The 26686-nt window shown below is 72.0% G+C and carries 22 protein-coding genes; 6 read left to right on the top strand and 16 right to left on the bottom strand.

From position 1 onward, the window contains the following. Positions 1-82: 82 nt before the first annotated feature. A complete protein-coding gene (locus tag ACIPM1_RS03910; RefSeq protein ID WP_402428527.1) occupies positions 83-1003 on the top strand; it encodes an AEC family transporter in 921 nt (306 codons plus the stop codon). 82 nt (positions 1004-1085) lie between these two features. Here ACIPM1_RS03910 and ACIPM1_RS03905 read toward each other — a convergent pair whose 3' ends face one another. The 11 genes from ACIPM1_RS03905 to ACIPM1_RS03855 form a co-directional block, all read right to left on the bottom strand. Next, positions 1086-2369: a thymidine phosphorylase gene (locus ACIPM1_RS03905; RefSeq protein WP_402428524.1), complete on the bottom strand. Its 1284-nt coding sequence runs from the start codon at positions 2367-2369 to the stop codon at positions 1086-1088. A gap of 76 nt (positions 2370-2445) precedes the next feature. Further along, positions 2446-2847, bottom strand: a complete 402-nt coding sequence (locus ACIPM1_RS03900) for a cytidine deaminase (RefSeq protein WP_356182528.1) — start codon at positions 2845-2847, stop codon at positions 2446-2448. Further along, positions 2844-4127, bottom strand: coding sequence for an ABC transporter permease (locus tag ACIPM1_RS03895; protein WP_402428520.1), 1284 nt, complete (start codon positions 4125-4127; stop codon positions 2844-2846). The genes ACIPM1_RS03900 and ACIPM1_RS03895 overlap by 4 nt, the downstream gene beginning before the upstream one ends. After that, positions 4127-5254: an ABC transporter permease gene (locus ACIPM1_RS03890; protein ID WP_402428517.1), complete on the bottom strand. Its 1128-nt coding sequence runs from the start codon at positions 5252-5254 to the stop codon at positions 4127-4129. The genes ACIPM1_RS03895 and ACIPM1_RS03890 overlap by 1 nt, the downstream gene beginning before the upstream one ends. Continuing rightward, positions 5251-6777 (bottom strand): ABC transporter ATP-binding protein, encoded by a 1527-nt coding sequence (locus tag ACIPM1_RS03885; protein ID WP_402429390.1) that lies wholly within the window; start codon positions 6775-6777, stop codon positions 5251-5253. Before ACIPM1_RS03885 ends, ACIPM1_RS03890 begins: the two co-directional genes overlap by 4 nt. Positions 6778-6976: 199 nt before the next feature. Then, positions 6977-8032: a BMP family protein gene (locus ACIPM1_RS03880; protein ID WP_402428515.1), complete on the bottom strand. Its 1056-nt coding sequence runs from the start codon at positions 8030-8032 to the stop codon at positions 6977-6979. A 723-nt stretch (positions 8033-8755) separates the two neighbouring features. Next, positions 8756-9994 (bottom strand): M20 family metallopeptidase, encoded by a 1239-nt coding sequence (locus tag ACIPM1_RS03875; RefSeq protein ID WP_402428512.1) that lies wholly within the window; start codon positions 9992-9994, stop codon positions 8756-8758. Positions 9995-10310: 316 nt separating this feature from the next. Next, positions 10311-11507: a hypothetical protein gene (locus tag ACIPM1_RS03870; protein ID WP_402428509.1), complete on the bottom strand. Its 1197-nt coding sequence runs from the start codon at positions 11505-11507 to the stop codon at positions 10311-10313. Positions 11508-11550: 43 nt separating this feature from the next. Then, positions 11551-12489, bottom strand: coding sequence for an N-acetylneuraminate synthase family protein (locus ACIPM1_RS03865; protein WP_356182508.1), 939 nt, complete (start codon positions 12487-12489; stop codon positions 11551-11553). A 14-nt stretch (positions 12490-12503) separates the two neighbouring features. Beyond that, positions 12504-13808, bottom strand: coding sequence for a cytidylyltransferase domain-containing protein (locus ACIPM1_RS03860; RefSeq protein ID WP_402428506.1), 1305 nt, complete (start codon positions 13806-13808; stop codon positions 12504-12506). A gap of 32 nt (positions 13809-13840) precedes the next feature. Then, positions 13841-15178 carry a DUF6716 putative glycosyltransferase gene (locus ACIPM1_RS03855; RefSeq protein WP_402428503.1) on the bottom strand — a complete coding sequence of 446 codons (1338 nt, stop codon included), beginning with the start codon at positions 15176-15178 and terminating at the stop codon, positions 13841-13843. A 199-nt stretch (positions 15179-15377) separates the two neighbouring features. Between ACIPM1_RS03855 and ACIPM1_RS03850 the strand changes: the two genes are divergently transcribed. The 4 genes from ACIPM1_RS03850 to ACIPM1_RS03835 all read left to right on the top strand — a co-directional run bounded on the left by ACIPM1_RS03850 (position 15378) and on the right by ACIPM1_RS03835 (position 20110). Then, positions 15378-16355, top strand: a complete 978-nt coding sequence (locus ACIPM1_RS03850; RefSeq protein ID WP_356182708.1) for a glycosyltransferase family 2 protein — start codon at positions 15378-15380, stop codon at positions 16353-16355. After that, positions 16352-17689, top strand: a complete 1338-nt coding sequence (locus tag ACIPM1_RS03845; RefSeq protein ID WP_402428500.1) for an alpha-2,8-polysialyltransferase family protein — start codon at positions 16352-16354, stop codon at positions 17687-17689. Before ACIPM1_RS03850 ends, ACIPM1_RS03845 begins: the two co-directional genes overlap by 4 nt. Positions 17690-17810: 121 nt before the next feature. Beyond that, positions 17811-18995: an acyltransferase family protein gene (locus ACIPM1_RS03840; RefSeq protein WP_402428497.1), complete on the top strand. Its 1185-nt coding sequence runs from the start codon at positions 17811-17813 to the stop codon at positions 18993-18995. A 158-nt stretch (positions 18996-19153) separates the two neighbouring features. Continuing rightward, positions 19154-20110: a class I SAM-dependent methyltransferase gene (locus tag ACIPM1_RS03835; RefSeq protein WP_402428494.1), complete on the top strand. Its 957-nt coding sequence runs from the start codon at positions 19154-19156 to the stop codon at positions 20108-20110. Between the two features lie 59 nt (positions 20111-20169). Here the strand turns inward: ACIPM1_RS03835 and leuE are convergent, their stop codons facing one another. The 3 genes from leuE to ACIPM1_RS03820 form a co-directional block, all read right to left on the bottom strand. Then, entirely contained in the window at positions 20170-20835 is a 666-nt protein-coding gene (leuE, locus tag ACIPM1_RS03830; protein ID WP_402428492.1) for a leucine efflux protein LeuE, read from the bottom strand. A gap of 65 nt (positions 20836-20900) precedes the next feature. Next, positions 20901-21482 (bottom strand): Uma2 family endonuclease, encoded by a 582-nt coding sequence (locus ACIPM1_RS03825; protein ID WP_356182482.1) that lies wholly within the window; start codon positions 21480-21482, stop codon positions 20901-20903. Between the two features lie 92 nt (positions 21483-21574). Beyond that, complete coding sequence (locus tag ACIPM1_RS03820; RefSeq protein WP_402428488.1) at positions 21575-23155, bottom strand: methylmalonyl-CoA mutase; 1581 nt, start codon at positions 23153-23155, stop codon at positions 21575-21577. Between the two features lie 232 nt (positions 23156-23387). On the opposite strand from ACIPM1_RS03820, the gene ACIPM1_RS03815 reads away from it, so the two are divergent. Then, positions 23388-24251, top strand: a complete 864-nt coding sequence (locus ACIPM1_RS03815; protein WP_402428485.1) for a L,D-transpeptidase family protein — start codon at positions 23388-23390, stop codon at positions 24249-24251. 208 nt (positions 24252-24459) lie between these two features. Here ACIPM1_RS03815 and ACIPM1_RS03810 read toward each other — a convergent pair whose 3' ends face one another. Together ACIPM1_RS03810 and ACIPM1_RS03805 are read right to left on the bottom strand one after the other, a co-directional pair. Further along, complete coding sequence (locus ACIPM1_RS03810) at positions 24460-25668, bottom strand: hypothetical protein (protein WP_402428482.1); 1209 nt, start codon at positions 25666-25668, stop codon at positions 24460-24462. Continuing rightward, positions 25668-26330, bottom strand: coding sequence for an RNA polymerase sigma factor (locus ACIPM1_RS03805; RefSeq protein WP_356182471.1), 663 nt, complete (start codon positions 26328-26330; stop codon positions 25668-25670). Before ACIPM1_RS03805 ends, ACIPM1_RS03810 begins: the two co-directional genes overlap by 1 nt. Between the last annotated feature and the right edge of the window lie 356 nt (positions 26331-26686).

Here is a 26686-nt window from a genome sequence, read left to right as displayed (position 1 = left end):
CGCCCCGGAGGGTTTGCCGGATGGGCCACGTATCTGCTCCGACCTGGATATCCGCGGGCCTTTCGACCGTGAAGGGGGCCGTGTGCGGGGGGTGCTGAGCGGGTTCGCGGTCATCGCCGTCGTCATCGGCGCCGGCTATGTGATCGGGCGGCGCGGTTCCCTGGGCCCGCACGCCCGTGAGGTCCTCACCAAACTGGCCTTCAGTGTGGCGTCCCCGGCCCTGCTGTTCACCACGCTGGCCCGGGCCGACCTGTCGGTGATCTTCTCCAGCCGGCTGCTGGTCACGGCGATGAGCACGGCGGCCGTCGCGGGCGTCTTCGTGGCGGTGGGGACGGTACGGGGCTGGGGCGTGGGCCGCACCACGATCGGCGCCCTGTGCTCCAGTTACGTCAACTCGGGCAACCTCGGCATCCCGATCGCCGTGTACGTCCTGGGGGACGCGTCCCTGGTGGCCCCGGTGCTGCTGTTCCAGCAGATCATGGTCACGCCCCTCGCGCTGACGGTCCTGGACCTGTCCGGCAGGGGCGAGAAGGGCCCGCTGTGGCGGCGGCTGCTCACCCCGTTGCGCAACCCGATCGCGGTCGGCTCGCTGACCGGAGTGCTGGTGTCGGCGACCGGCTGGACGGTGCCGGGCCCGGTGATGGCCCCCCTGACCCTGATCGGGAACATGTCCGTCCCCGCGGTCCTGCTGGCCTACGGCATCTCCCTGCGCGGCAGCGCCGCCCCCGGCCGGGGAGACGACCGCCACCTGGTCCTGCTCTCCGTCGCCCTGAAGTCGGCGGGCCAGCCGCTGGCGGCCTGGGCGCTGGCCTCGGGAGTCTTCGGCCTGCACGGCGCCCCGCTCCTGGACGTGGTGGTCACCTCGTCCCTGCCCGCCGCCCAGAACCTGTTCACCTACGCGAGCCGCTACCGCGTCGGCGAGTCCCTGGCCCGCGAGGCGATCCTGCTGTCGACGATCCTGTCGGTGCCGGTCCTGGTGCTGGTGGCGGCTCTGCTGGGGTGAGGGGCCGTGAAGTCGTCGAACATGGCGAACGGGACCGGCGCAGGTCCGCCGATCCCGTTCACCCGAAGGAAGAAACGCCTGGTCAGGCGATACGTTCCAGGACCACCGGCGAGGCGGTGAAGTCCGTGCCGGGGGCGGCGATGTCGTAGGACCCCGTCACCGCCTCCAGCGCGTACGCGAAGCGCTCCGGGGTGTCCGTGTGGAGGGTCAGCAGGGGCTGGCCCTCGGTGACCGGGTCGCCGGGCTTGGCGTGCATCTCGACGCCCGCGCCCGCCTGCACCGGGTCCTCCTTGCGGGCGCGTCCGGCGCCCAGGCGCCAGGCGGCGACGCCGATGTCGTAGGCGTCCAGGCGGGTGAGGACACCGGATGCCGGGGCCGTGATCACGTGCTGTTCGCGCGACGTCGGCAGCGGGGCGTCCGGGTCGCCGCCCTGGGCCGCGATCATGCGGCGCCAGACGTCCATCGCGGAGCCGTCGGCGAGGGCCTTGGCCGGGTCGGCGTCCTTCAGGCCGGCCGCGTCGAGCATCTCGCGGGCCAGCGCGAGCGTCAGCTCGACCACGTCCGCCGGGCCGCCGCCCGCGAGGACCTCGACCGACTCGCGGACCTCCAGCGCGTTGCCCGCGGTCAGGCCGAGCGGGGTGGACATGTCGGTGAGGAGCGCGACCGTCCGCACCCCGTGGTCCGTGCCCAGGCCGACCATCGTGGAGGCCAGTTCGCGCGCGTCCTCGAGGGTCTTCATGAAGGCGCCCGTGCCCACCTTCACGTCCAGGACCAGCGAGCCGGTGCCCTCCGCGATCTTCTTGGACATGATGGACGAGGCGATCAGCGGGATGGCCTCGACCGTGCCGGTCACGTCGCGCAGCGCGTACAGCTTCTTGTCCGCCGGGGCCAGCCCGTCGCCGGCCGCGCAGATCACCGCGCCGACGCCGTCCAGCACGGACAGCATCTCCTCGTTCGACAGCAGCGCCCGCCAGCCCGGGATCGACTCCAGCTTGTCCAGCGTGCCGCCGGTGTGGCCGAGGCCCCGGCCGGAGAGCTGGGGGACGGCCGCGCCGCAGGCCGCGACCAGCGGGGCCAGGGGCAGCGTGATCTTGTCGCCCACGCCGCCCGTGGAGTGCTTGTCCGCCGTCGGCCGGGACAGGGAGGAGAAGTCCATGCGCTCGCCGGAGGCGATCATCGCGGCGGTCCAGCGGGCGATCTCCCGGCGGTCCATGCCGTTGAGCAGGATGGCCATCGCGAGCGCGGACATCTGCTCGTCGGCGACCTCCCCGCGGGTGTACGCGTCGATGACCCAGTCGATCTGCTCGTCGCTGAGCTCGCCGCGGTCCCGCTTGGTGCGGATGACGGAGATGGCGTCCATGGCCATGGCGTTCCTTCCGGGGTTGCGAAGGTGCGCGGCCCCCCTGAGCCAGGACGATCGACTCAGAGGGGCCGCACGGGAGTTACTTGGTGAGATGGTCCGGGCCGAAGGCCTGCGGCAGCATCTCCGACAGCGGCAGGACCCCCGCCGGGGTCTCCAGCAGCAGGTTCGGCCCGCCGAACTCGTAGAGCAGCTGGCGGCAGCGGCCGCACGGCACGAGGATCTCGCCGTCGCCGTCCACGCAGGTGAAGTGGGTCAGCCGGCCGCCCCCGCTGTTCTGCAGCTGCGACACGAGCCCGCACTCGGCGCACAGACCGAGCCCGTACGAGGCGTTCTCGACGTTGCAGCCGGTGACGACGCGCCCGTCGTCGACCAGGGCCGCGACGCCGACCGGGTAGCCCGAGTAGGGGGCGTACGCGCGGGACATCGCCGCGCGCGCCTCCTCGCGCAGGGCCGCCCAGTCGAAGGCCGCGTCCGCGGTCACTTGCCCTGCCCCTTCCGATAGCGCATGCCGTCCGCCTTGGGCATCCTCAGCCGCTGGGCGGACAGCGAGAGCACGAGCAGCGTGACGACGTAGGGGGTGGCACCCACGAAGTCGCTGGGGACCTCGTCGGTGAACAGGTACCACACCAGGACGAGGCCGCCCACCAGCAGACTGATGGCACCCTGCCACAGGGCGGTGCGGTACAGCTTCCAGCCGGCGAGGACCACGAGCAGGACGACCAGCAGGAGCAGCAGCGCGTGCACGGTCGTACCGCCGTTGCGCAGCTGAAGCGCGTCGGAGTATCCGAACAGGGCGGCGCCCATGGCCACTCCGCCGGGACGCCAGTTGCCGAAGATCATCGCCGCGAGGCCGATGTAACCGCGCCCGCCGGTCTGGCCCTCCAGGTAGGTGTGCGAGGTGACCAGGGCGAGGAAGGCGCCGCCGAGTCCGGCGAGGCCGCCGGAGACGGCCACGGCGACGTACTTGTACTGGAAGACGTTGACGCCGAGCGACTCCGCGGCGATCGGGTTCTCACCGCAGGAGCGCAGCCGCAGCCCGAACGGGGTGCGCCACAGCAGCCACCAGCTGGCGACGAACAGCAGCACGGCGAGGATCGTCACGACGGACAGGCCGGTGATCAGACCGCCGAGGATGCCCGCGAGGTCGGAGATCAGGAACCAGTGGTGCTTCTCGACCGACTGCAGGGCGTCCGAGAGGCCGGGCACGGTGACGTGGGGCAGGGAGTCCACGGGCGGGGACTGCTTGGGGTTGCCGCCCGCGTCCGCCGGTTTGCCCTCGGCGAAGAACAGCTTAGCGAGGTACTGGGTGGCGCCGAGCGCCAGCAGGTTCACCGCGACACCGGAGACGATGTGGTCGACGCCGAACGTGATGGTGGCGACGGCGTGCACCAGACCGCCGAGGACACCGAAGCCGATGCCGCACAGCAGGCCCAGCCAGGGGTTGGTCTGCCAGCCGATCCAGCCGGCGCCGAAGGTGCCGAGGATCATCATGCCCTCGAGACCGATGTTGACCACACCGGCCCGCTCGGACCACAGGCCGGCCAGACCGGCGAGGCCGATGGGCACGGCCAGGCCCAGCGCGGCCCCGACCTGTCCGGCGGAATCGAGCTGGTCGGCGCCGGTGACGACGCGGACCGCGGCCACGAGCATGAGCGCGCCCGCGGCCAGTATGAGGAGCTGGCCGGTGGAGCGGCCCTTGCGGGCTCGGGTGTCCGCCTTGGGCGCCGCGGGCGGCGGCGCGTCGGTCATCGTGGCAGTCATCACGCCACCTCCTGCTTCTTCATCGGGGCCGCGGCCTGCGCGGCGAGTTCGGCGCCGACCCGCTGCTGCTGGCGCTTGAGGCCGTAGCGGCGGACGACCTCGTAGGCGATCACGACGCACAGGACGATGACGCCCTGGATGACGCCGAGGATCTCCTTGTCGTAGCCCTGGAACTCCAGGTGGTTGGTGGTGCGCTCCAGGAAGCCCCACAGGAGGGCGCCGAGCGCGATGCCGATCGGGCTGTTGCGGCCGAGCAGCGCGATGGCGATGCCGGTGAAGCCGATGCCCGCCGGGAAGTCGTTGCTGAACTGGTGGCTGTCGTTGAGCAGGGTCGGCATGCCGATCAGACCGGCCACCGCACCCGAGATGATCATGCTGGTGGCGACCATCTTCTTCACCCCGACGCCGCTCGCGGCGGCGGCGGTGTCGGACTGGCCGACGGTGCGCAGGTCGAAGCCGAACCGGGTGCGGCCGAGCACGAACCAGTAGCCGATGCCGACGACCACGGCGATGACGATGAAGCCCCACAGGACGCCGGCCGGGCCGGTGTCGATGCTGAAGAAGTACGAGGACGACGGCAGCGGCTTGGTGGAGACGAGGGTGCCCGCCTGGTCGAGCTGACCGAGCTTCCCGGGCTGCAGCAGGTAGGCGATGATCGCGGTGGCGATCGAGTTCAGCATGATCGTCGAGATGACCTCGCTGACGCCGCGGGTCACCTTCAGCACGCCGGCGATGGCCGCCCACAGGGCGCCGGTCGCCATCGCGCAGACGATGATCAGGGGGATGGCGATCCAGCCCGGCACGGTCAGCGCGCCGCCGAGGACGGCCGCGATGAACGCGGCGAGCCGGTACTGGCCGTCTACGCCGATGTTGAACAGGTTCATGCGGAAGCCGATGGCCACCGCGACACCCGCGAGGTAGTAGGTCGTCGCCTTGTTCAGGATGTAGACCTGGCTGTCGCTGGCGAAGCCGTAGGTCACCATGTCGCTGAAGGCGTCGCCCGGGTTCTTGCCGGTGGCGAGGATCACCAGGGTGGTGACGACCAGCGCGGCGACGATCGCCAGCAGCGGCGCCGCGATCCCGAGGAGCAGCCGCTCCTTGTCGATCCGTGAGGTCAGCTTGTTCATCGCGCGTCGTCCTCTGCGTGCTCCAGGCGGCCGGAGGCAGCACCCGTCATGGCGGAGCCCAGCTCCTCGGGGGTGATGGTGGCGGGGTCGGCGTCGGCGACCAGACGGCCCCGGTACATCACCCGCAGGGTGTCGGAGAGCCCGATGAGCTCGTCCAGGTCGGCGGAGATCAGCAGCACGGCCAGGCCCTCGCGGCGGGCCTCGCGAATGTGGTCCCAGATCGCCGCCTGGGCGCCGACGTCCACGCCGCGGGTGGGGTGGGCGGCTATGAGCAGTTTCGGCGAGTGGCTCATCTCGCGGCCGACGATCAGCTTCTGCTGGTTGCCGCCGGACAGCGAGGCGGCGGTCACCTCGATGCCGGGCGTGCGGACGTCGTAGGCCTCGATGATGCGCTCGGTGTCGGCGCGGGCGGCCTTGATGTCGAGCAGTCCGCCGCGCGAGTTGGGGCGCTCGGTGACATGGCCGAGGATGCGGTTCTCCCACAGCGGCGCCTCGAGGAGGAGGCCGTGGCGGTGGCGGTCCTCGGGGATGTAGCCCACGCCGGCCTCGCGGCGGCGGCGGGTGGGGGTGTGGGAGATGTCGTCGCCGTCGAGCGTGACGACGCCGGCGTCCGGGGCGCGCATGCCCATGATCGCTTCCACGAGCTCGGACTGGCCGTTGCCCTCCACACCGGCGATGCCGAGGACCTCGCCCTTGTGGATGGTGAAGGAGATCTCGTCGAGGACGATGCGCTCGACGCCGTCGAGGTCCTTCTGCGCCAGGTGCAGCCCGTCCACCCTGAGCATCGGGACGTCCGTGACGGTGGATTCCCCGGTCTCCGGCGTGGGCAGTTCGCTGCCGACCATCAGCTCGGCGAGCTGCCTGGGGGTGGTGGTGCGCGGCTCCACCGTGCCGACGGTGGTGCCGCGCCGGATGACGGTGATCTCGTCGGCGACCGACAGCACCTCGCCCAGCTTGTGGGAGATGAAGATGACGGTGAGGCCCTCGGCCTTGAGCTCGCGGAGGTTGTCGAACAGGGCGTCGACCTCCTGCGGCACGAGCACGGCGGTCGGCTCGTCCAGGATGAGGGTCCGGGCGCCGCGGTAGAGGACCTTGAGGATCTCCACGCGCTGGCGATCGGCGACGCCGAGCGCCTCGACCAGGACGTCGGGCCGGACGCCCAGGCCGTACGCGTCGGAGATCTCCTTGATCTTCGCACGCGCCTTGCCGCCGATGCCGTACAGCTTCTCCGCGCCGAGGACGACATTCTCGAGGACGGTGAGGTTGTCCGCGAGCATGAAGTGCTGGTGCACCATGCCGATGCCGCGGGCGATGGCGTCGCCGGGGTTGTGGAAGGTGACCTGTTCGCCGCCCACGGTGATGGTGCCCTCGTCCGGCTGCTGCATGCCGTAGAGGATCTTCATCAGGGTGGACTTGCCGGCACCGTTCTCACCGCAGAGGGCGTGCACGGTGCCCGTGCGGACCGTGATGTCGATGTCGCGGTTGGCGACGACGCCGGGGAAACGCTTGGTGATGCCGCGCAGTTCGACGGCAGCGGGAGGGCTGGACGCGTTGATGGCGCACTCTCCTCGGGGGAAGGGGCTGCAAGGGGGAGGGCAGGCGTCGGCGACGCTAGCGCGACAACTCAGCACTACGCGCGTAGAGTTGATGCATTGTTATGGCTCGGCGGGGGGTGCGGAAGGCGCCCCCCGCCGAGCCCGAGGTCCGAGCGGACCCGTCAGGTCACGGGGTGGTCTTGACCTTGATGGAGCCGTCGACGATCTTCTTCTTGGCAGCGTCCAGCTTGGCCTGGATGTCGTCGATGAAGCCACCGCTGGTGGCCAGCGAGACGCCGCCCTTGGCGAGCGAGTAGCTGTTGGTGCCGGTCAGCGGCTTGCCGTCGTGGACGGACTTGACGAAGTCGTAGACACCGACGTCGACGTTCTTGACCATCGAGGTCAGGATCGAGTTCTTGTACTTGGCCAGACCAGGGATGTTGTACTGGTCGGAGTCCACGCCGATGGCCCAGGCGCCCTTGACGCCGTTGACGGCCTCTATCGCGCCGTTGCCGGAGGAGCCGGCCGCCGAGTAGACGACGTCCGCGCCGTTGTCGAGCATGCCCTGCGCGGCCTCCTTGCCCTTGTCGGGGCTGGCGAAGCCGGAGGTGTCCGAACCGTGGCTCAGGTACTGGGTGTCGACCTTGATCTTGGAGTTGGTGTCCTTGACGCCCTGGACGTAACCCGCCTCGAACTTCTTGATCAGCGGGACGTCGACGCCGCCGATGAAGCCGACGTGGTCCTTCTTCGTCTTCAGCGCGGCGGCGACACCGGCCAGGTAGGAGCCCTGCTCCTCGGTGAAGGTGATGCTGTCGACGTTCTTGGCGTCCACCACCGAGTCGACGATGCCGAAGCTGGTCTCCGGGTACTTCGCCGCGACCTTGGCCATCGAGGCGGCGTACGCGTAACCGACACCGATGATCGGGCTGTACCCGGCCTCGGCCATGTCCGACAGGCGCTGCTCGCGGTCGGCCTCGGTGTCCGAGGTCTTCGCGGTCAGTTCCTTGATCTCGCCGCCGAACTCCTTCTTCGCCTTGTCGGCACCGCGCGCGGCGGAGTCGTTGAAGGAGCGGTCACCACGGCCGCCGACGTCGAAGGCGAGACCGATCTTGACGCCCTTGCCGTCACCGGAGGAGGACGACGACTTGTCGTTGTCGGAGGAGGTGCTGCCACAGGCGGTGGCAGAAAGTGCGAGAGCTGCGGTGGCGAGACACGCAGCGGAAAGCTTGGCTACCCGGCGCACGGGAAGGCTCCTTCACCTGACCTGAGCGCCATGTCGGCGCTTGATGTGAGCGCCGTGTCGGCACTCGGGCCGAGCGCTCCGGCGGCATCGGCTTCGCGGCATCGTAACGCGCGTAGATGTCAGAAAAACACCCTTCACAAGGCCGTTATCGATTCGAGGCAAACACTGCGTGAACTCGGAGTCTTCAGCACCTCGGGCCGTCGTCGCGGACCGTGCACGAATGGCTCACGAGGGTGTTGCGCCGGACCACGGAGCGACTCTCACCGAGGCCACCGCTCTCGGGCTGGGCCCAGCTTCCCCCACCCGGAAGCGCCGGGCGGCAGCTTCTCACGCAGTGATCGCGGACGCTGCCCGGCGGCGCCTCACGTCAGGCAGGCGAGGGCGATCCATGATCGAAAAATCTTGCAACCCGCCTACCCCTTGGCTGACTTGATCCCGACGATCTTCGGCCGCTGACCAAGGCCGATCATTTTGGATCACTCAAGCGGGGAACTCTTGAACTTCCGCACGGCCGTATCCACCGCGGTCCGTGTGGGCGTCACCGCCGGCACCGCGCTCGTCTTCCTGACGGCGACGCCCCCGCGGCGTCGCCGTCCTCAAGATGAAGATCGAGACCGACGAACCCCTCTGATCGGCAGCGGTAAGCCGCTTTCCGCTCCCACCGCATGAGTCGGGCCGTCCGGTGTCACGCTGGACGGCCCGACTCATGCGGCCGCACGTGGTTCAGGCCTCCCCTGAGGGCACCGCATCCAGCAGGGCGGCCGCCGTGAACAGCTCCACGCCCACGGTGATCGCGGACTCGTCCGCGTCGAAGTCGCCCTGGTGCAGATCACGCACGGTCCGCTCGCCCGGGGTGCGCACCCCGAGCCGGGCCATGGCGCCGGGCACGTGCTCCAGGTACCAGGAGAAGTCCTCGCCGCCGAGGCTCTGCTCGGTGCCCTCCACCGAGTCGGCGCCCCGCCGGGCCGTCATGGCGTCCCGGAGCAGTTCGGTCACGCCGGGGTCGTTGACCACCGGCGGCACCCCGCGGACGTAGGTGATCTCCGACTTGGCGCCGTGCAGGTTGGCGACCTCGTCGATGGCGGCGACCACGATGTCGGGCGCCTGCCGCCAGGCCGCGATGTCCAGGCAGCGCACGGTCCCGGCGAGCTCGGCGTGCTGCGGGATGACGTTCGGGGCGTGGCCGGACTCGATCCGTCCCCAGGTCAAGGCGAGCCCGGCCCGGGTGTCGACCCGCCGGCCGACCAGGGCGGGCACGTCGGTGACGACGCGCGCGGCGGCGGTGACCAGGTCCGTGGTGAGGTGCGGCCGGGCGGTGTGCCCGCCGGGGCCGTCGAGGGAGACCTCCAGGCGGTCGCAGGCGGAGGTGATGGGCCCGTGGCGCAGACCGACCCTGCCGGCGTCCACCCGGGGGTCGCAGTGCACGGCGAGGATCCGCGCCACCCCGTTGAGCGCGCCGAACTTGATCACCTCGCCGGCGCCGCCGGGCAGCACCTCCTCGGCGGGCTGGAAGATCAGCCGCACGGGCCGGGGCAGCCGCCCCTGCCGGTGCAGGTCGGCCAGCACCAGCCCGGCGCCCAGCACGACGCTGGTGTGCACGTCGTGTCCGCAGGCGTGGGCGCGGTCGGGCACGGTGGAGCGGTAGGGGCACTCGCTCTTGGTGTCCGGGATGGGCAGGGCGTCGATGTCGGCCCGCAGGGCGAGGATGTCCGGCCCGCCGTCCCATGTGTCCACACCGATGTCGCAGACGAGCCCGGTCCCGCCGGTGAGCACCCGTGGCGTGAGCCCCGCCTTCTCCAGCCGTGCCTTGATCGCGGCGGTGGTACGGAACTCCTGGTTGCCGAGCTCCGGGTGCATGTGCAGGTCGCGGCGGAACGCCACGAGCTCGGCGTGCAGCGCCTCGGGCAGCGCGCCGGGGAGTGCGGCATCGGTCGGCAGATCGGCCTCGGACTGTAGGGACATCAGTTGCTTCACCCTCTGAAGGGTAGGACGCCGGAGCGGTCGGCTGACCCTCGATCAACAAAACTTCAACCCGTTAGGGGAAGAAAATCTGACCGCTCGACGCATGGGGATCGTCTGGGATGGGTAAACTCGCCCGCCTTTTCGGTCGAGTGATCGGGAAAATCCCCGGGAGCGGCGGCGAACCCACTCCGCACCCGTCCACTGTCTCTCTCCACGCATACCACGCCGCAGGGGGACCACGCCGGTCTGTTCACTTTCCGGACACCGCGCGGGGGTCCCGTCCGTCATCCGCGCGCCGGACGGGGGGCGGGCGGGTTCAGGCCGTGGTCACCGCTGCCAGGCGCTGCACGTCGCGGGCGGTGCCCGTCACGCCCGACAGGAAGCCCTGGGCGCGGGGGGACGCCGTGGCGGTGAGCCAGGCCGGGTCGATGTCGCAGACGGCGACCTTCACGTCCGTGCCGGTCAGCGCCAGGGGCAGGGTGTGCACGACGGTGGAGGGAAAGCTGAGCACCGTACGGCCGATCGGGCCACGCCGGGCGATCACCTCCAGCGGCAGATCGGGCCGGACGATCTCCAGGCCGGTCTCCACCGCCAGCCGGTGGAGCTTGTCCGCGCTCTCGCGGCGGTGGGCGAAGTAGCGGGTGGCGCCGTGGGTGCGGGCCAGGGTGCGGACCGCGTTCAGGTACTGCTCGCCGTCCACCACGCCCGTCTCGACGAGCGAGGTGCCCACCAGGTCCGCGCCCGCGGTGATGCGGGGCGGCCCGAAGCGGGCCCGGGTCCAGGCGAAGTCGTTCGCCGTGACGGTCACGCCGTCCGGGGTCTCGTCGATCGGCATCGAGGAGAAGACCTCCACCCGGCGGCCCGCGCTCGGCGTCAGACGGCGCCGGGCCGCGCCCGAGACGGGCGCGAAGAGGAGGTCGCGGGGGCCCGGGCGGCCGCCCTTGCGGTGCCAGCGGACCAGCCGCTCGCCGCGCGCGAGCTGGGCGACGAACTCCATCGTCGCCGTGCCGTCGTCGACGACGACGAGGTCACGCGCCCGGGTGATGGTCAGGAGCAGTTGCACGTAGCGGGAGAACGGGTCGCCCATCACGATCCGCTCGGCCCGGCGCAGCAGCCGGGTCAGGCCGCCGATGGTCTGGAACGGCGCCGCCGGCCCGCCCCGCGCCTCCTCCCAGCGGACCTGGTGGCCCTCGTCGCGGGCCAGTTCGGCCATCCGGCGCAGCTGGCCGCGGGTCATGGGGTCGGTCGGGGACAGGACGACGAGGGTGAGCTCCGCGCCGGCCGCCGACGGGCCGGCCGCACCCGCCGCGCGGCGGGCCCCGGTGGCACCGGGGTGCGCCGCGCGCCTCGCCCGGGCCGGTACGGGCCCCGTGCCCAAGGCCTCGCGGCCTTCGCCGAGGGAGCGGGCGTGGGCCCACTCCAGCACGTTGAGCAGTTGTACCGGGCTCTCCACGAAGGCGAGGGTGCGGGAGCCGTGGGGGGTGGGGCCGGCGGATCCGGCGCGGAGGCTCATCGGCGTACGACCGTCCCGTCGTCAGGGGTGCGGGTGCTCGGTCTCAGACCGCGACCGGCTCGCCCGCCGCCGCGGCGATCTCCGCCTCGGCGACGACGCCGGGGACACGGCGGAGCTTCTTCATCGGGCCGAGCTCGGACTCGTAGACCTTCTTCACGCCGTCGCCCAGCGAGGCCTCGATGGTGCGGATGTCGCGCACCAGGCGCTGCAGGCCCTGCGGCTCCACAGAGGCGGCCTGGTCCGAACCCCACATCGCGCGGTCCAGGGTGATGTGGCGCTCGACGAAGGTGGCGCCGAGGGCGACGGCGGCCAGCGTGGTCTGCAGGCCGGTCTCGTGGCCGGAGTAGCCGATCGGGACGTTCGGGTACTCCTGCTGCAGCGTGTTGATCACGCGCAGGTTCAGCTCGTCGGCCTTGGCCGGGTAGGTCGAGGTGGCGTGGCACATGAGGATGTTGTCGCTGCCGAGGACCTCGACCGCGTGGCGGATCTGCTTCGGGGTCGACATGCCGGTGGAGAGGATGACCGTGCGGTTGGTGGCGCGCAGGGCGCGCAGCAGCTCGTCGTCCGTGAGGGAGGCGGAGGCCACCTTGTGGGCGGGGACGTCGAACTTCTCCAGGAAGGCGACGGCCTCGGTGTCCCACGGGGAGGCGAACCAGGCGATGCCCTTCTCCTTGCAGTAGGCGTCGATCTGGCGGTACTCGTCCTCGCCGAACTCCACCCGGTGGCGGTAGTCGATGTAGGTCATCCGGCCCCAGGGGGTGTCGCGCTCGATGTCCCACTGGTCGCGGGGGGTGCAGATCTCCGGGGTGCGCTTCTGGAACTTCACGGCGTCGCAGCCGGCCTCGGCGGCCACGTCGATGAGCTTGAAGGCGTTCTCCAGCTCACCGTTGTGGTTGATGCCGATCTCGCCGCAGACGTAGACGGGGCGGCCGGGGCCGGCCTCGCGCGAACCGAAGCTGCGGATGCGGGAGTTGGTGCTCATGGCGTGAGATGTCCTTACTTGGTGAGGGAGTCGAGAGAGGGGCCGAGGATCCAGCTGGCGATCTCTCGGATCGCGCCGTCACCGCCGGGGACGGTGGTGACCGCGCGTGCGGCGCCGCGCACGACGTCGTGGGCGCTCGCGACCGCCACGGGCCAGCCGACGAGGGCGAAGCACGGGAGGTCATTGACGTCGTTGCCGACGTAGAGCACGCGCTCCGGCGCGATGCCCTGCTCCTCGCACCACTGCTTCAGTGCGAGGTCCTTGCGGTCGATGCCGTGCAGGACCGGGAGCTTCAGCTTCCGGGCGCGGGCGGCGACCACAGGGTTCTGCTCCGTGGACAGGATCAGCATCGTCAGGCCGCTGCGCCGCAGGGCCGCGATGCCGAGTCCGTCCCCGCGGTGCACGGAGACGAACTCGCGTCCGTCGGAGTCGATCAGCACCCGGTCGTCGGTCTGGGTGCCGTCGAAGTCGAGGACTACGGCGTCGATGTCGTCGTAGGTGGGGAGGGCGCCGGGCCTGTCCGCGTCGAAGAGCGGGGCCAGGGCGCGGGCGCGCGCGAGGTCGTGCGGGTCGTCGACCTCCAGCACGCGGGCGGGGTCGGTGCGCACCAGTTCGGTGCGGCCGAAGAAGCGGTGCCGGTGCTCGCGGAAACCGGCCGCGTCCATCGCGTAGGCGGCGCCGGTCTCCAGCAGGTCCTGGGGGCGGTCCTGGCGGCGCGGGCGGAAGGACTTGTCGTGGTTGACGCCGTAACCACCCTCGGTCTGCGTGGAGTTGGCGAGGGTCACCGCACCGCCGACGGCCGCCGCGGAGCGCGTCCCGCCGACCGCCGGGTCGTCGGCCGCGTCCCGCCAGACGAAGCCGTGGAAGGGCGCGACGGTCACCGCGGTGTCGGCGCCGTTCTCGACGACCGCCGCGGCCACCCCGTCGACGTCCTCGCGCAGGAGGAAGGGGCTGGTGCACTGCACGAGCAGGACCGCGTCGACCGGGGAGCCGTGCAGCGTCTCGTGGGCGTCCAGGGCGTGCAGGACGGCGGCCTCGGAGGTGGCGGTGTCGCCGGCGATGGCGGCCGGGCGCAGCACCACCTCGGCGCCGGCCTCGCGGGCGGCGGCGGCGATGGCCTGGTCGTCGGTGGAGACCACGACGTCGGTGACCAGCCGGGCCGCGCGGCACTCGCGCACGGCGCGGGCCACCAGCGGTACGCCGCCCACCGGGGCGAGGTTCTTGGCGGGCACGCCCTTGGAGCCGCCCCGCGCGGGGATCACCGCGAGCACGCGGCGCACCGATGCGCGGGGGCCCGTCTCCGGGTTGGCGTGGGACATGGGCTGCACTCCTTGACGTGGGATGCGGTCGCTCACAGCTCCCCCATCCGCCGGATCACGGGCGCCACGCGCTGGACGCCGTGGCGGTAGGCGCCGCGGGCGGCGCGCCGGACGATCTGCCGGACCGCTCCGGGCTCCCGGTCGGCGGCCGGGGCGCCGGGCAGCGGGGTGCCGTCGGGACCGAGGTGATGGCGGGCGAGGATGCCGGGCAGGTAGCCGGGGGCGGTGGCGGGTGTGTAGTAGGGGGCCAGCGGCGGCAGTCCGCCGGGCCGGCCGAGCAGTTCCGCGATGCGCTCGCGGGCCTGGTCGAAGGCGGTGGCGTAGCCGCCGTCGGCGGCGACGCCCTGCCGGGCCACCCACTCCTCGTCGGCCGCCGGACGGTGTCCGGCGTCGAGCTGGTCCCAGGAGGCGAGGCAGCCGGAGCCGACGAAGTGGTGGTTGCCGAGCACCTCGCGCACGCCCAGGTCGGTGAGGACGACCGTGGGGATGCGGCGGTGCAGCGCTTCGAGGGCGGCCGTGGAGCTGACGGTCACCAGCAGGTCGGTGCGGTCGAGGACCTCGCCCATGTGCCCGTACACCAGGCGGAGGTTGGGCGGCAGGTCGGTCTTCTGCGCCAGCCTCTGGTACGGCAGCTCCTCCAGGTGCGTGGTGTGCTCGCCCGGCCTGGAGCGCAGCTTGAGCAGCACCTCCCGCTCGGGGTGCCGGCGGGCGTGCTGGATGAGCCGGTCGAGCAGGTACGTCCGGTCCCCGCGGTTCTCCGGGACGGAGGGCTGGGCGGCGAACACCACGGTGTAGGGCTCGTGTGCACCCGTGTAGGGGGTGCCGCCGAGGAAGGGCAGGGCCACCTCGGTGACCGCCGAGGCGTCGGCGCCCACCCCGTCGTACACGGCCCGGAAACGGTCCGCGTCCTGGCGGGAGTTGGCGAGCACCAGGTCGGCCCCGTGCCGCAGGAGCAGGCCGTCGGCGAGCTTCTCGTAGACGACGCCGACGTAGCCGGTGACGACGACGGGGCGCCGGGTGCGGCCGTTCCAGGCCCGCCCGAGCCCGTGCAGCATCGCCTGCACACCGCCGCCGACGAGGGCGAGCACGAGGACGTCGTAGGGGTCCTCGCCCGCGGTCTCCTCGCCCATGGCGCGCAGGAACTCGACGGCCGTCACCTCACGGAGCGAGTCGGCGCGGACGCCGACCTCCGTCAGCTGACGGGGGGTGGGGGTGGCGCGGCCACGCAGGAGATAGCCGTCGAGCCGGATGTCCGATTCGGGGGAATCACCGGCGGCGATGCGGTTCGCGGTGAGCGCGCCCCATTTCCACCGGGTGTCGGAATCCGCGAGAACGGCTACTCGCAGGGCCTTCGTTGCACTTACTGGCACGTCGAAGACCGTAGGAAGGCATTTCTAGGTTCCGCCCAACCGGATCTCAACAAACGGTTAACAGCGCATCGACGAATGGGGAATCGGGTCCCGATCGACCTGGGAAAAGGCCGGGTTCACTGCATCGCCACGCGTCGTTCACCGACCATCAAGCCACAGGTAAAGACGGATGACGGACCCGGCATTTAACGTCGACGCCGTGGTCAAGCTCTCCGTCATCGTGCCGTTCTACAACGTGCAGCAATACGCACCCGACACCTTGAAGAGCCTGCGCGCCAACGCGCGTGAGGACTTCGAATTCATTCTCGTCGACGACTGCTCGCGCGACGAGACCCCGGACATTCTCGCGCGCGCGGAGCGCGAGCTGCCGGGCGCGGTGTGGGTCAGACACGAGAAGAACGGAGGGCTGGCGACCGCGCGCAACACCGGCATCGACAGGGCCCGCGGCGAGTACCTGACGTTCCTGGACGGCGACGACTGGCTCGCCCCCGGGTACTACCCGCGGCTGCTGTCCTTCATCGAGGAACTGGGGTGCGACTTCGTGCGCACCGACCATGTGCACTGCACCGCGCGGGCGCGCGGCATCACCCGTGTGCCGCACGGCCGGCGCGGCGTGGTGATGAACCCACGGGACGCGATACTTCCCGCCGACCGCTCCACCTCGGTCGACTATCCCTACGCCTGGGCGGGCATCTACCACCGCCGGCTGGTCGACCGGGGCCTGCTGCACTTCACCGACGGCCTGCGCACCGCGGAGGACCGGCCGTGGATCTGGAAGCTGCACCGGGAGGCCGAGTCCTTCGCGGTGGCCGGTCTGCTCGGCGTGCACTACCGGCGCGGTGTCGCCTCCTCGCTCACCCAGATCGGCGACGTCCGGCAGCTCGACTTCATCCGGGCGTTCGACCAGGTCATCGAGGAGACGGCGAAGGACCCGGAGGCGGAGAGACTGCTGCCCAAGGCCGTCCGCACCTACTGCGCGATCATCTCGCACCACCTGGGATCCATCGAAAGGTTCGAGCCGCCCGTGGCACGGAAACTGAAGTCGCTCAGCGCGGCCGCCCTGCGGCGGATGCCGCAGACGGTCCTCGAGGAGGCGCTCGACTCCATGGACGTCCTGCGCGCCACCCGGCTGCGCAGGGTGCGCCGCCGCGCGACCGGCACGGGGGTCGCCGCGTGAGCACGCAGATCTTCCTGGCGTCGACGCTGTACGGCACCGCCACGCTCGCCGCCGCCCTCGACTCCGACTGCTTCGGCCCCGCCGACCGCCGCATCCTGCTGGTCTGCAACAACGCGGCCACGCCGGAGACCACCCCGGGCCTGGACGAGATGCCGGGCTTCGCGCGGCTGCGGGACCGGTTCGACGACGTGGTGTCGTGGAACGAGACCATCTCCCCCTTCCACCCGGGCGGCTGGTCCCCGCGCGCCGACGACGTCCCGCTGTGGGAGCGGCACCTGAGGCTGCTGTGGAACCTGGGCGACGAGCCGGTGGAGCTCGCCGTGGAGTCGATCCAGGTCAATCCGGCGCTCGGCGTCGCGCAGATCTTCACCGGCGCGCCCCTCACGGTCTACGCCGACGGCCTGATGAGCTACGGCCCCACCCGCAACAAGATCGACCCGCTGGTCGGCACGCGCATCGACCGGCTGCTCCATCTGGACCTGGTGCCGGGCCTGACGCCCGTGCTGCTCACCGAGTTCGGCGTCGCACCGGAGATCGTGCCGACGGACGCCTTCCTGAAGGTGCTGGCCGAACTCGTCGACACCGGCGACGAGCTGCCCCGGACCGAAGGCGAACCGGCGCTGCTGCTCGGCCAGTACCTCTCCGCGCTGGAGATCCTTACCCCCGAGGAGGAGGAGCAGCTGCACGTGGAGATGCTCCGGGGCGTGGTCGAACTGGGCCACACCGAGGTCGTGTTCAAGCCGCACCCGTCGGCGCCGGCGCGCTGGTCGCGGGCGCTGGAGCAGGAGGCGGAGAAGCTGGGCGCCGACCTCACGGTGCTCGACACGCCCGTCCTGGCCGAGGTGCTCTACCAGCGGATGCGTCCCGCGCTGGTCGTGGGGTGCTTCTCCACGGCCCTGCTCACCGCCTCCGCGCTGTACGGCCTGCCGGTCGCGCGCACCGGCACCGCGACGCTGATGGAGCGCCTGGCGCCGTACGAGAACAGCAACCGGGTGCCGGTGGCGGTCGTCGACGCGCTCCTGCCCGACCTGGGCGACCGCGCGGCCGTCACCGAGCAGCGGCGGGGCATGGACGTGGCGGCGCTGACCGAGCTGGTGCGCACCGTCTCCTACGCGATGCAGCCGAAGATCTACCCCGGTCTGCGCGCGGAGGCGGAGCGGTACCTGTCGCGGCACCTGTCCCCGCAGACCTGGCGCTACTTCAAGCGCCGCCGCCTCACCTCGCTGGCCCTGCCCGGCGCCCTCCCGGCGCAGCTCGCCTTCATCCCGCGCAACGCGACCGTGCGGCGGGTGGCCCGCCGGGCCAGGGCGCTGCGCCGGGGTGTGCGGAGCTGACCCGGGCCGTGTGCCCGCCCGCCCCGGCCGTGCGCCGCGCACGACGCCCCCGTCCCCCCACCGGGTGCGGGGGCGTCGCGGCGCCGCCGCCCCGTCCGCCCTCCGACCAGAAAGCCCTGGGATGAACGTGTCCGACCAGACCATGGCCCCGGCACGCCCGGCGCCCATGCCGCCCCCGGGGGCCACGGCCGTCCGGACCGCGGCCGTCCCCTCCGCGCCGGGGCCGCGCGGCGGCGACAACCGGCTGCGCTCCCTGGACGGCCTGCGGCTGCTGGCGGCCCTGATGGTGTGCCTGTACCACTTCACCGGACGCGGCGGCACGATCTCCGCCTCCTGGCACCAGTCCCCCGGCCGGATGTTCCCGACGCTGTCCCAGGCCGCGGTCTACGGCTGTCTGGGCGTGCAGTTCTTCTTCGTCATCAGCGGCTTCGTGATCTGCATGAGCAGCTGGGGCCGCGACCTCGGCGCCTTCTTCCGCTCCCGGGTCGCCCGGCTGTACCCCGCGTACTGGGTGGCCCTGCTCCTGGTCGGCGGGGCGAGCCTGGTCCTGCCCGTCGTGCTGCGACCGGTGCGGTTCGACGAGTTCCTGGTCAATCTGACGATGCTGCAGCAGCCGATGGGCGTGCCGCGGGTGCTCGGCGTGTGCTGGACCCTGTGGTCGGAGGTGCGCTTCTACGCCCTGTTCGCGCTCTTCGTGGTCTGGCGGGGCGTCACCTACCGGCGGGTGGTGATGTTCTGCGCGGTGTGGACGCTGGCCTGCGCCCTCACCCAGATCGCCCACAACCCGGTGCTCGACCAGCTGGTGATGCCCGAGTACGCCCCGTTCTTCGTCGGCGGCCTCGCGCTCTACCTCGTCCACCGCTTCGGAAGCTCCCTGCTGCTGTGGGGGATCGTGGCGATCTCCTGGCTGCTGGGCCAGCACTGGGCGACGGTGGAGCTGTGGCACCCGGGGGCCCGGGGCGACATCCCGCGCAGCCCCTGGGCCATCCAGCTGGTGGTGGCGCTCGCCTTCGCCTCGGTGGCGGCGGTGGCGATGGGCTGGACCCGTTGGGTGAAGGGCCGCTGGCTGACGGTCGCGGGGGCGCTGACGTACCCCTTCTACCTGGTGCACGAGCATCTGGGCTGGGTGGTCATCCGGGTGCTGCACCGGCGCTTCGGACTGCACCCGTATCTCACGCTGCTGCTCGCGGTGGCCGGCCTGCTGGGCCTGGCGTGGCTGATCCACCGCTTCGTGGAGCGGCCTCTCGGGCCGCGGCTGAAGCGCGCGCTGGTCGCCCCCCGGCCATCGGCCGCCGGCCCGCGCTGAAGCGGAAGTTGGGCCGGAGTTCATCCGGCGGCGGGTTCGCGGATCCGTGGTCGGGCAGGTGCCGGGGGAGTTGCCGCGACCGGCCACGGCCCGACCGCCTCGGGGCGTGCCTCCGGTCGCTCCGCCACCCGCCCCGTCCCCGAGGGAGCGTCATCCTCATGACCACCGCACCCGACACGGCCCGGCCGCCCCACCGGCTCGACGACGTACCCGGCTGGTTCCCCGTCCTCGACCAGGTCCTCTTCGAATGGCTCCTGAGCCGGCAGGAGTCCGCGGGACTCGGCGGCGACCTGCTGGAGGTCGGGGTCTACCTCGGCAAGAGCGCGATCTTCCTCGGCCGCCATCTGCGGGCGGGTGAGCGCTTCACCGTGTGCGACCTCTTCGAGGGCGACGCGCCCGACGACGCCAACCGGGCGGAGTCGACCAAGTCCTACGGCACGCTGACCCGGCGCGCCTTCGAGCAGAACTACCGCGCCTTCCACGACGAGCTGCCCCGCGTCCTGCAGGGCCCCAGTTCCCTGGTGCCGGCCGAGGTCGAGCCCCGCTCCTGCCGGTTCGTCCACATCGACGGCTCGCACCTGTACGCGCACGTCCACGACGACATCGGCGCCGCCCGCGAGGCGCTCAAGCCCGGCGGGGTCGTCGTCCTGGACGACTTCCGCTCGGAGCACACGCCCGGCGTCTCCGTCGCCGCCTGGGAGGCGGTGCTCAACCGGGGCCTGAAGCCGATCTGCCTGAGCACCCAGAAGCTCTACGGCACCTGGGACGACCCCGAGCCGGTCCAGGAGGAGCTGCTGGCCGTGGCGCGCGAGCGGCGGGACTGCCACCTCAGCGTCCAGCAGGCCGCAGGGCACCGCATCATCCGCCTCAAGTCCAAGGACATGAAGGCCCCGCCCTTCCCGCCGTCCCGGTACGCGGGGCAGACCCCGGCACCGCGGACGAACGCGGCACCCGCACGGCGGCCGGCCGCACCGGCCACCCCGGCCGCGTCCACTGCCCCCGTACGGCGGACGTCCCGCAGCCGGGCCCGCCGCCTGGCCGCCGACCTGCTGCCCCCGATCCTCACCCGAGCCCTGCGCGACGCCCGCGCGGGCCGGAACTCACGGGCCCGCTGAGGCCACCGGGGCCCGGTCCGCCCAAGGCGGCCCGGGCCCGCGGCAATTGCGATCAGCCCCTAGGCACTCGCCAGGGACAGCTTGACGGCGAAGCCCAGGAACAGCGCGCCCGCCGCCGACGTCGTCCACGCCGACAGGCGCCTGCGGCGGCGGAAGGCGGCGGCCAGCCTGGTGCCGCCGAAGATCAGGGCGCTGAGGTAGAGGAAGCTCGCCAGCTGGGCGAAGGTGCCGAGGACGACGAAGGACAGGGCCGGGTAGGCGTACCCCGGGTCGACGAACTGCACGAAGAAGGCGACGAAGAACAGGATCGCCTTGGGGTTGAACAGGCTGACGACGAACGCGCGGCGGTAGGGCCGCTCGTCGGCCCCACCGCGGGTGGCGGCCGGGCCCTCCTCCAGGTCCTCCAGGACCTGCTCCCGCCGCCTCCGCCACATCACCCAGGCGGCCCGCAGCATCCCGATCGCCAGCCACGTCAGGTATCCGGCGCCCGCGTACTTCACGATCCCGAACAGCACGGCGTTCGCCTTGAGCAGCGAGGCGACCCCGGCGGCCGACAGCGTCATCAGCACGGTGTCCCCGCACCAGACGCCCGCCGCGGCCGTATAGCCGGCGCGTACCCCGCGCCGGGCGGCGACGGACAGCACGTAGAGCGAGTTGGGCCCGGGCAGGAGCACGATGAGGACGAGTCCTGCCAGGTAGGTGGGGAGGTCGATGACGCCGAACATGGAAGGGAGTGTCGCACGCGGGCACGACACTCCGTCCGGGGGTTTCGGCGGGCGAGACGGACGGGTCAGCCGTCGCCGTCGAGGAGGGTGTCGACGGAGAGCTCGAGACTCACGCCGACGGACCCCGGCACAGGGACGGACTGGCCTCGCTTGAACCGCTGGGGGTCGGGGTACTTGCCGTCGACCGGGTCCGTGTGGAGGAGGACCTGGTCGTGTTTGCGGTCGACGACGAGGTAGGCGGGGATGCCGGCCTGGGCGTAGCACTCCACCTTCGGTCCCAGGTCGTCGGACCAGTTGGACGACGTCACTTCGACGACCATGCGGAAGACGTTCGGCGCGTAGTAGTTCTTCGTGACATGGGCGTCACGGAAGTCCTCGTCGACGATGGACAGGTCGGGGATCGCGAAGTCCTCGGGCAGAGTGGGCAGCCACAGCCCAGCGCCCTGAATCCACTCGGCGCCGCTTCCCTCGATGCCCGCACGTTCGAGTGCCCTGCACAGCTTTGTCAGCGACAGGCCGTGGGAGCCATCCGGCGGCGGTGTCACAGTGAGCCTCCCCTGGAGAATCTCCACGCGGTGCCCAGGCAGTGCACGGGAGAGCAGGTCGGCGGCCTCGCCCAACGTCAGCTCGTGTTGCAGTACAGCCACGGCATCCTCCTTTTCGGGGCCCACTCTTCACGAGCGTAACCGGGGGCGGACGTTTTCCGCCCCCGATCACCCGTACGAAGGATTCGCCCAGCTCAGAACGCGTCCGAGGGCACGTAGTTCCCCCAGATCTCCCGCAGCGCGTTGCACACCTCGCCGACCGTCGCGCGGGCCTTCAGGGCGTCCTTCATCGGGTACAGGACGTTGTCCTCGCCCTCGGCGGCCTTCTTCAGGGCCGCCAGCGCCGCGTCCACGGCCGCCTGGTCGCGCTCGGCGCGCAGCTTGGCGAGGCGTTCGGCCTGCTGCGCCTCGATGGCCGGGTCGACGCGCAGGGGCTCGTACGGCTCCTCCTCGTCGAGCTGGAAGCGGTTGACGCCGACCACGACCCGCTCTCCGGAGTCCGTCTCCTGGGCGATGCGGTAGGCGCTGCGCTCGATCTCGTTCTTCTGGAAGCCGTGCTCGATGGCCGTGACCGCGCCGCCGAGGTCCTCGACCTTGCGCATCAGCTCCAGGGCGGCCGTCTCGACCTCGTCGGTCATCTTCTCGATGACGTAGGACCCGGCGAAGGGGTCCACCGTCGCCGTCACGTCCGTCTCGTAGGCCAGGACCTGCTGGGTGCGCAGCGCCAGGCGCGCGGACTTGTCGGTGGGGAGCGCGATCGCCTCGTCGAAGGAGTTCGTGTGCAGGGACTGGGTGCCGCCGAGCACCGCCGCCAGGCCCTGGACGGCGACGCGGACCAGGTTCACCTCCGGCTGCTGCGCCGTCAGCTGCACGCCCGCCGTCTGCGTGTGGAAGCGCAGCATCAGCGACTTGGGGTTCTTGGCGCCGAACTCCTCCTTCATCACCCGCGCCCAGATCCGGCGGGCCGCGCGGAACTTGGCGACCTCCTCCAGGATCGTCGTCCGGGCGACGAAGAAGAACGACAGGCGGGGCGCGAAGTCGTCCACGTCCATGCCGGCCGCGACCGCCGTGCGGACGTACTCGATGCCGTCCGCCAGCGTGAACGCGATCTCCTGCGCGGGCGAGGCACCCGCCTCCGCCATGTGGTAGCCGGAGATCGAGATGGTGTTCCACTTCGGGATCTCGGCCTTGCAGTACTTGAAGATGTCCGCGATCAGGCGCAGCGACGGCTTGGGCGGGAAGATGTACGTCCCGCGCGCGATGTACTCCTTCAGCACGTCGTTCTGGATCGTGCCGGTGAGCCGGTCCGCCGGCACCCCCTGCTCCTCCGCGACCAGTTGGTACAGGAGCAGCAGCAGCGCGGCCGGCGCGTTGATCGTCATCGACGTGGAGACCTTGTCCAGCGGGATCCCGCCGAACAGCACCCGCATGTCGTCGATCGAGTCGATCGCCACGCCCACCTTGCCGACCTCGCCGTGCGCGATGGGCGCGTCCGAGTCGTGGCCCATCTGGGTGGGCAGGTCGAAGGCGACGGAGAGGCCCATCGTGCCGTTGGCGATGAGCTGCTTGTAGCGGGCGTTGGACTCCACCGCCGTGCCGAAACCGGCGTACTGGCGCATCGTCCAGGGGCGGCCGGTGTACATCGACGGGTAGACACCGCGGGTGAACGGGTACGACCCCGGCTCCCCCAGCTTCCCGGCCGGGTCCCAGCCCTCCAGGGCGTCCGGTCCGTAGACCGGCTCGATGGGCAGCCCGGACTCCGACTCGCGCGCCATGGTGTGTGCCTCCGCGTTCTGAATTACTCGCCAGTTACTCGCCGGTACAGCCGACCCCCGCCACGGACTGTAGCGGCGGCCGTGCGTCGGGTGGAGGGCCCCACGCTGGGACCTTGCTCACAGACCTGTTCATCCTTGTGTTCCCCACCCTGCCCGGTGGTTCGCCGCGCGTCACGCGTGGGGAGACATCCGGGGTGTACGACCGGACGGCCGTGGGACGGCAGGGGGCGGTATGCGTATCGGGGGCATGAGCGGAAGGGGCCGCGCCGTCGGCGCGGCCGTCGCGGCGACGGCCGCGCTGTACGGGTGCACGGTGCAGGGCGCGGGGACGGGGACGGGCGCGGACGGCAAGCACCGCTCGCCGGTGCACATCGAGATTCCGGCCACCCGGTCCCCCACGGCCCACGCCCCGGCCGGCGGGGGCGCGCGCGCCACACCGGACCCCGCCACGGGGCGGGGTGCCGCGCCCGTCCTGTGGTCCCGCGGCGACTCCGGGCGGGGCGTCCGCGAGCTCCAGGCCCGGCTGCGCCAGATCGCCTGGCTGTTCGACGGCCCGACCGGGACGTACGACGACCTGACCGAGCGGGCCGTCGCGGGCTTCCAGGGCAAGCGCGGGCTGCCGCGCACGGGACGGACGGACACCGTCACCTGGCGGCGGCTGCTGGCCATGACGCGCGAGCCGGGCCGGTGGGAGCTGTACCTGATGGGCGGGCAGCCGGCCGCCGCGCCGGACCCGCGCTGCCTGACCGGCCGGGTGCTGTGCATCGACAAGACCAGCCGGACGCTGCGCTGGATGATCGGCGGGCGGACCGTCTCGGTGATGGCGGTGCGCTTCGGCGCGCAGTACACGCCCACCCGGGAGGGCGTCTTCCACGTCTACTGGAAGTCCCGGCACCACGTGTCGACGCTCTACCACTCCCCCATGCCGTACGCGATGTTCTTCAGCGGCGGCCAGGCCGTGCACTACTCGTACGACTTCGCGGCCCGCGGCTACGCCGGTGGTTCGCACGGCTGTGTGAACGTGCGGGACGAGGCGGCGATCGCGCGGCTGTTCGCGTGGGTGAGGGTCGGCGACAAGGTCGTCGTGTCCTGGTGAGGCACGTTCCGCCGGAGAGGGATGCGGGGCGCGGGCGGGACCGGGGGAACGTGTCCCGCCCGCGCCAATTGCACGAGCCGTAGGTACGGGGGGAACCCCGGCTCTGTGCGACGGCCGATGACCAGTCGGCTCACTCATTACTGCGCTGCGGGCCCCGAAAACGTCACACCCTGCGGAGAAGAATTTTTCCGAGGGGGAAAACCGCAGGTCAGGAGGGGTGCGTCGGCGCGGCGTTCGACCTGGGCGAGGTCGTGGCGGGGGTGGTGCGGGGCGCGGGCGTCCCCGCCGGGGCGGGTTCGGGAGCGGGGGACAGCGATTTCTTCCCGCCGTCGGGGCGGTGGGCGCCGCCGCGGGCCCCCTGGCCGCCCTGGCCGCCGCCGTTCTGGCCCTGACCCTGGCCCTGTCCGTTCCCGTTCCCGTTCCCGTTCCCGTTACCGGTGCCGTTCCCGTTCCCGGTGCCATCGCCGGTGCCGTTCCCAGTGCCAGTGCCGTTGCCGTTCCCGGTGCCGTTCCCGTTCCCGGTGCCGTTCCCGTTCCCGGTGCCGTTCCCGTTCCCGGTGCCGTTCCCGTTCCCGGTGCCGTTCCCGTTCCCGGTGCCAGTGCCGTTGCCGTTCCCGGTGCCGTTGCCGGTCCCGCCCGTGCCCTCGGAGCGGCGGTCGGCGGCCTTGAGGACGCCCTCGCAGTACGTCCACACGTGCGAGGAACCGCCCGCCGCCCCCTCCAGGGCGCGCCTGCGGTCGGCGCCCAGGCCCCGGCCGTCGCGCAGGTCGCGGCAGGCGGACACCAGCCCGCTCCGGCCGCGGCCCGTGCCGTCGTCGGAGCCGGTGTTCCGGCCCGGGGTGCCTCCGATGGTGTCCCGGGCACCGCCCGTGGCCCCCGCGGTGGGCCCGCCGGACTCCGGGGAGCCGGGGCCGCCGCCCGGCGAGGGCGGGCCCAGCGGGCGGCCGGGGGTCGCCGGGGCCGTGACCGAGGCGGTCGGGCCGGGCTCGTCATCGCCGAACGGTGTGGGCAGCACGCCGGTGGTGGCAGCGGCCGCGACCCCGCCGAGCGCCCCGGCGGCCAGCGCCGCGGACAGCGCGAGGCGTACGGAACGGCGCCGGCGCGCGCGGCCGTCGCGGGAGCCGACGCGGACGACGTCCGCGTCCCCGGGCCGGGTCCGGGCCGGAGAGGCGGACGGCGTGAAGGGGGCCCGGGCGTCCGCCCGTTCGGCGTGCGCCTTGCGGAAGGCGGCCAACGCGGCGGCCTCGCCGGGAAGTTCCGGTTCCGCCCCGGAGGGCTCCACGGAGAGGGAGTGCAGGGCCTTGGCGAGACGTTCTGCCTGCTCACGGGCGGCGGCGTCGACGGTGTCCAGTGGCTCTCCGCGCAGCAAACGCTCCGCCGTAGCGCGGTCCAGCCACCTGTACTGCTCGTCGGCCATCACAAGTCCTTCTGCGTCCGGGCACGCGTCCGCGTCACACCGGCGGACGTCACCGCACGGCCCTGCGGTTCTCTCGGAGGCGGCAGCGCGTCCAGGACGCCCGCCGCTTCCGGATCGGCGCCGAGCAGTTCCGCGAGCCGCTTCAGACCGCGGTGCGCGGCGGTGCGCACGGCTCCGGGCCGCTTGCCGAGCGTCTCCGCCGCGGTCTTGGCGTCGAGGCCCACGACGACCCGCAGGACGACGGCCTCGGCCTGGTCCTGGGGGAGCCTGGCGATGAGCGAGAGGGTGCTGTCGGTGGCCAGGGCCTCCATGGCCTCCCCCGCGGTGTCCGACTCGGCGGCCTTGCCCGTCAGTTCCGTCTCGTCGCCGCCGATCGCCGGGCGGCGGCCGCGCATCCGTATGTGGTCGAGCGCGCGGTTGCGGGCGATCCGGGCGGCCCAGCCGCGGAAGCGGTCGGCGTCGCCGCTGAACCGCCCGAGGTCCCGGGCTATCTGCAGCCAGGCCTCGGACGCCACGTCCTCGGCGTCCGGGTCGCCGACCAGCGTCCGTACGTACCCGAGCAGCCGCGGTTGCACAGCGCGGTACACAGTCCGGAACGCGGTCTCGTCCCCGTCCTGTGCCGCAAGCACCGCGGCGGTCAACTCCGCGTCGTCCCCCAGCACCCGTGGTTCCTCAGTCGATCGTTGCGGCCGGCCCCGAGGCCGTCGATGGCTGTGATCATGCATCTTTCGCGCCCGGAGCGAAAGGCACGTTACGGCGTGAAACAGCTCGCCGTCCATGACCGTACAACGTGCAACTAACTGAGGTGGGGGTGAGGTGTGACAGAAAACGCACTCCCGGCGCTGTAGAGAGTACGGGCCGCCGCGCGGCCCGTGCCGCGCGACGGCCGGGGCCTCTCCTGTGGGGGGTGGCGGCCCCGGCCGTTGCCATGGCGGCCCCGGCAGGGCACGGACAGCGCTCACCCCGGCCGGAGAGTGACGCTCCATGAGCGGACGAGCGGGCGCGGTGGCCCGCCGGA

Source organism: Streptomyces sp. NPDC086766 (assembly GCF_044746005.1).
Taxonomy (GTDB): domain Bacteria; phylum Actinomycetota; class Actinomycetes; order Streptomycetales; family Streptomycetaceae; genus Streptomyces.
This window is presented reverse-complemented; position numbering and strand designations above follow the sequence as displayed.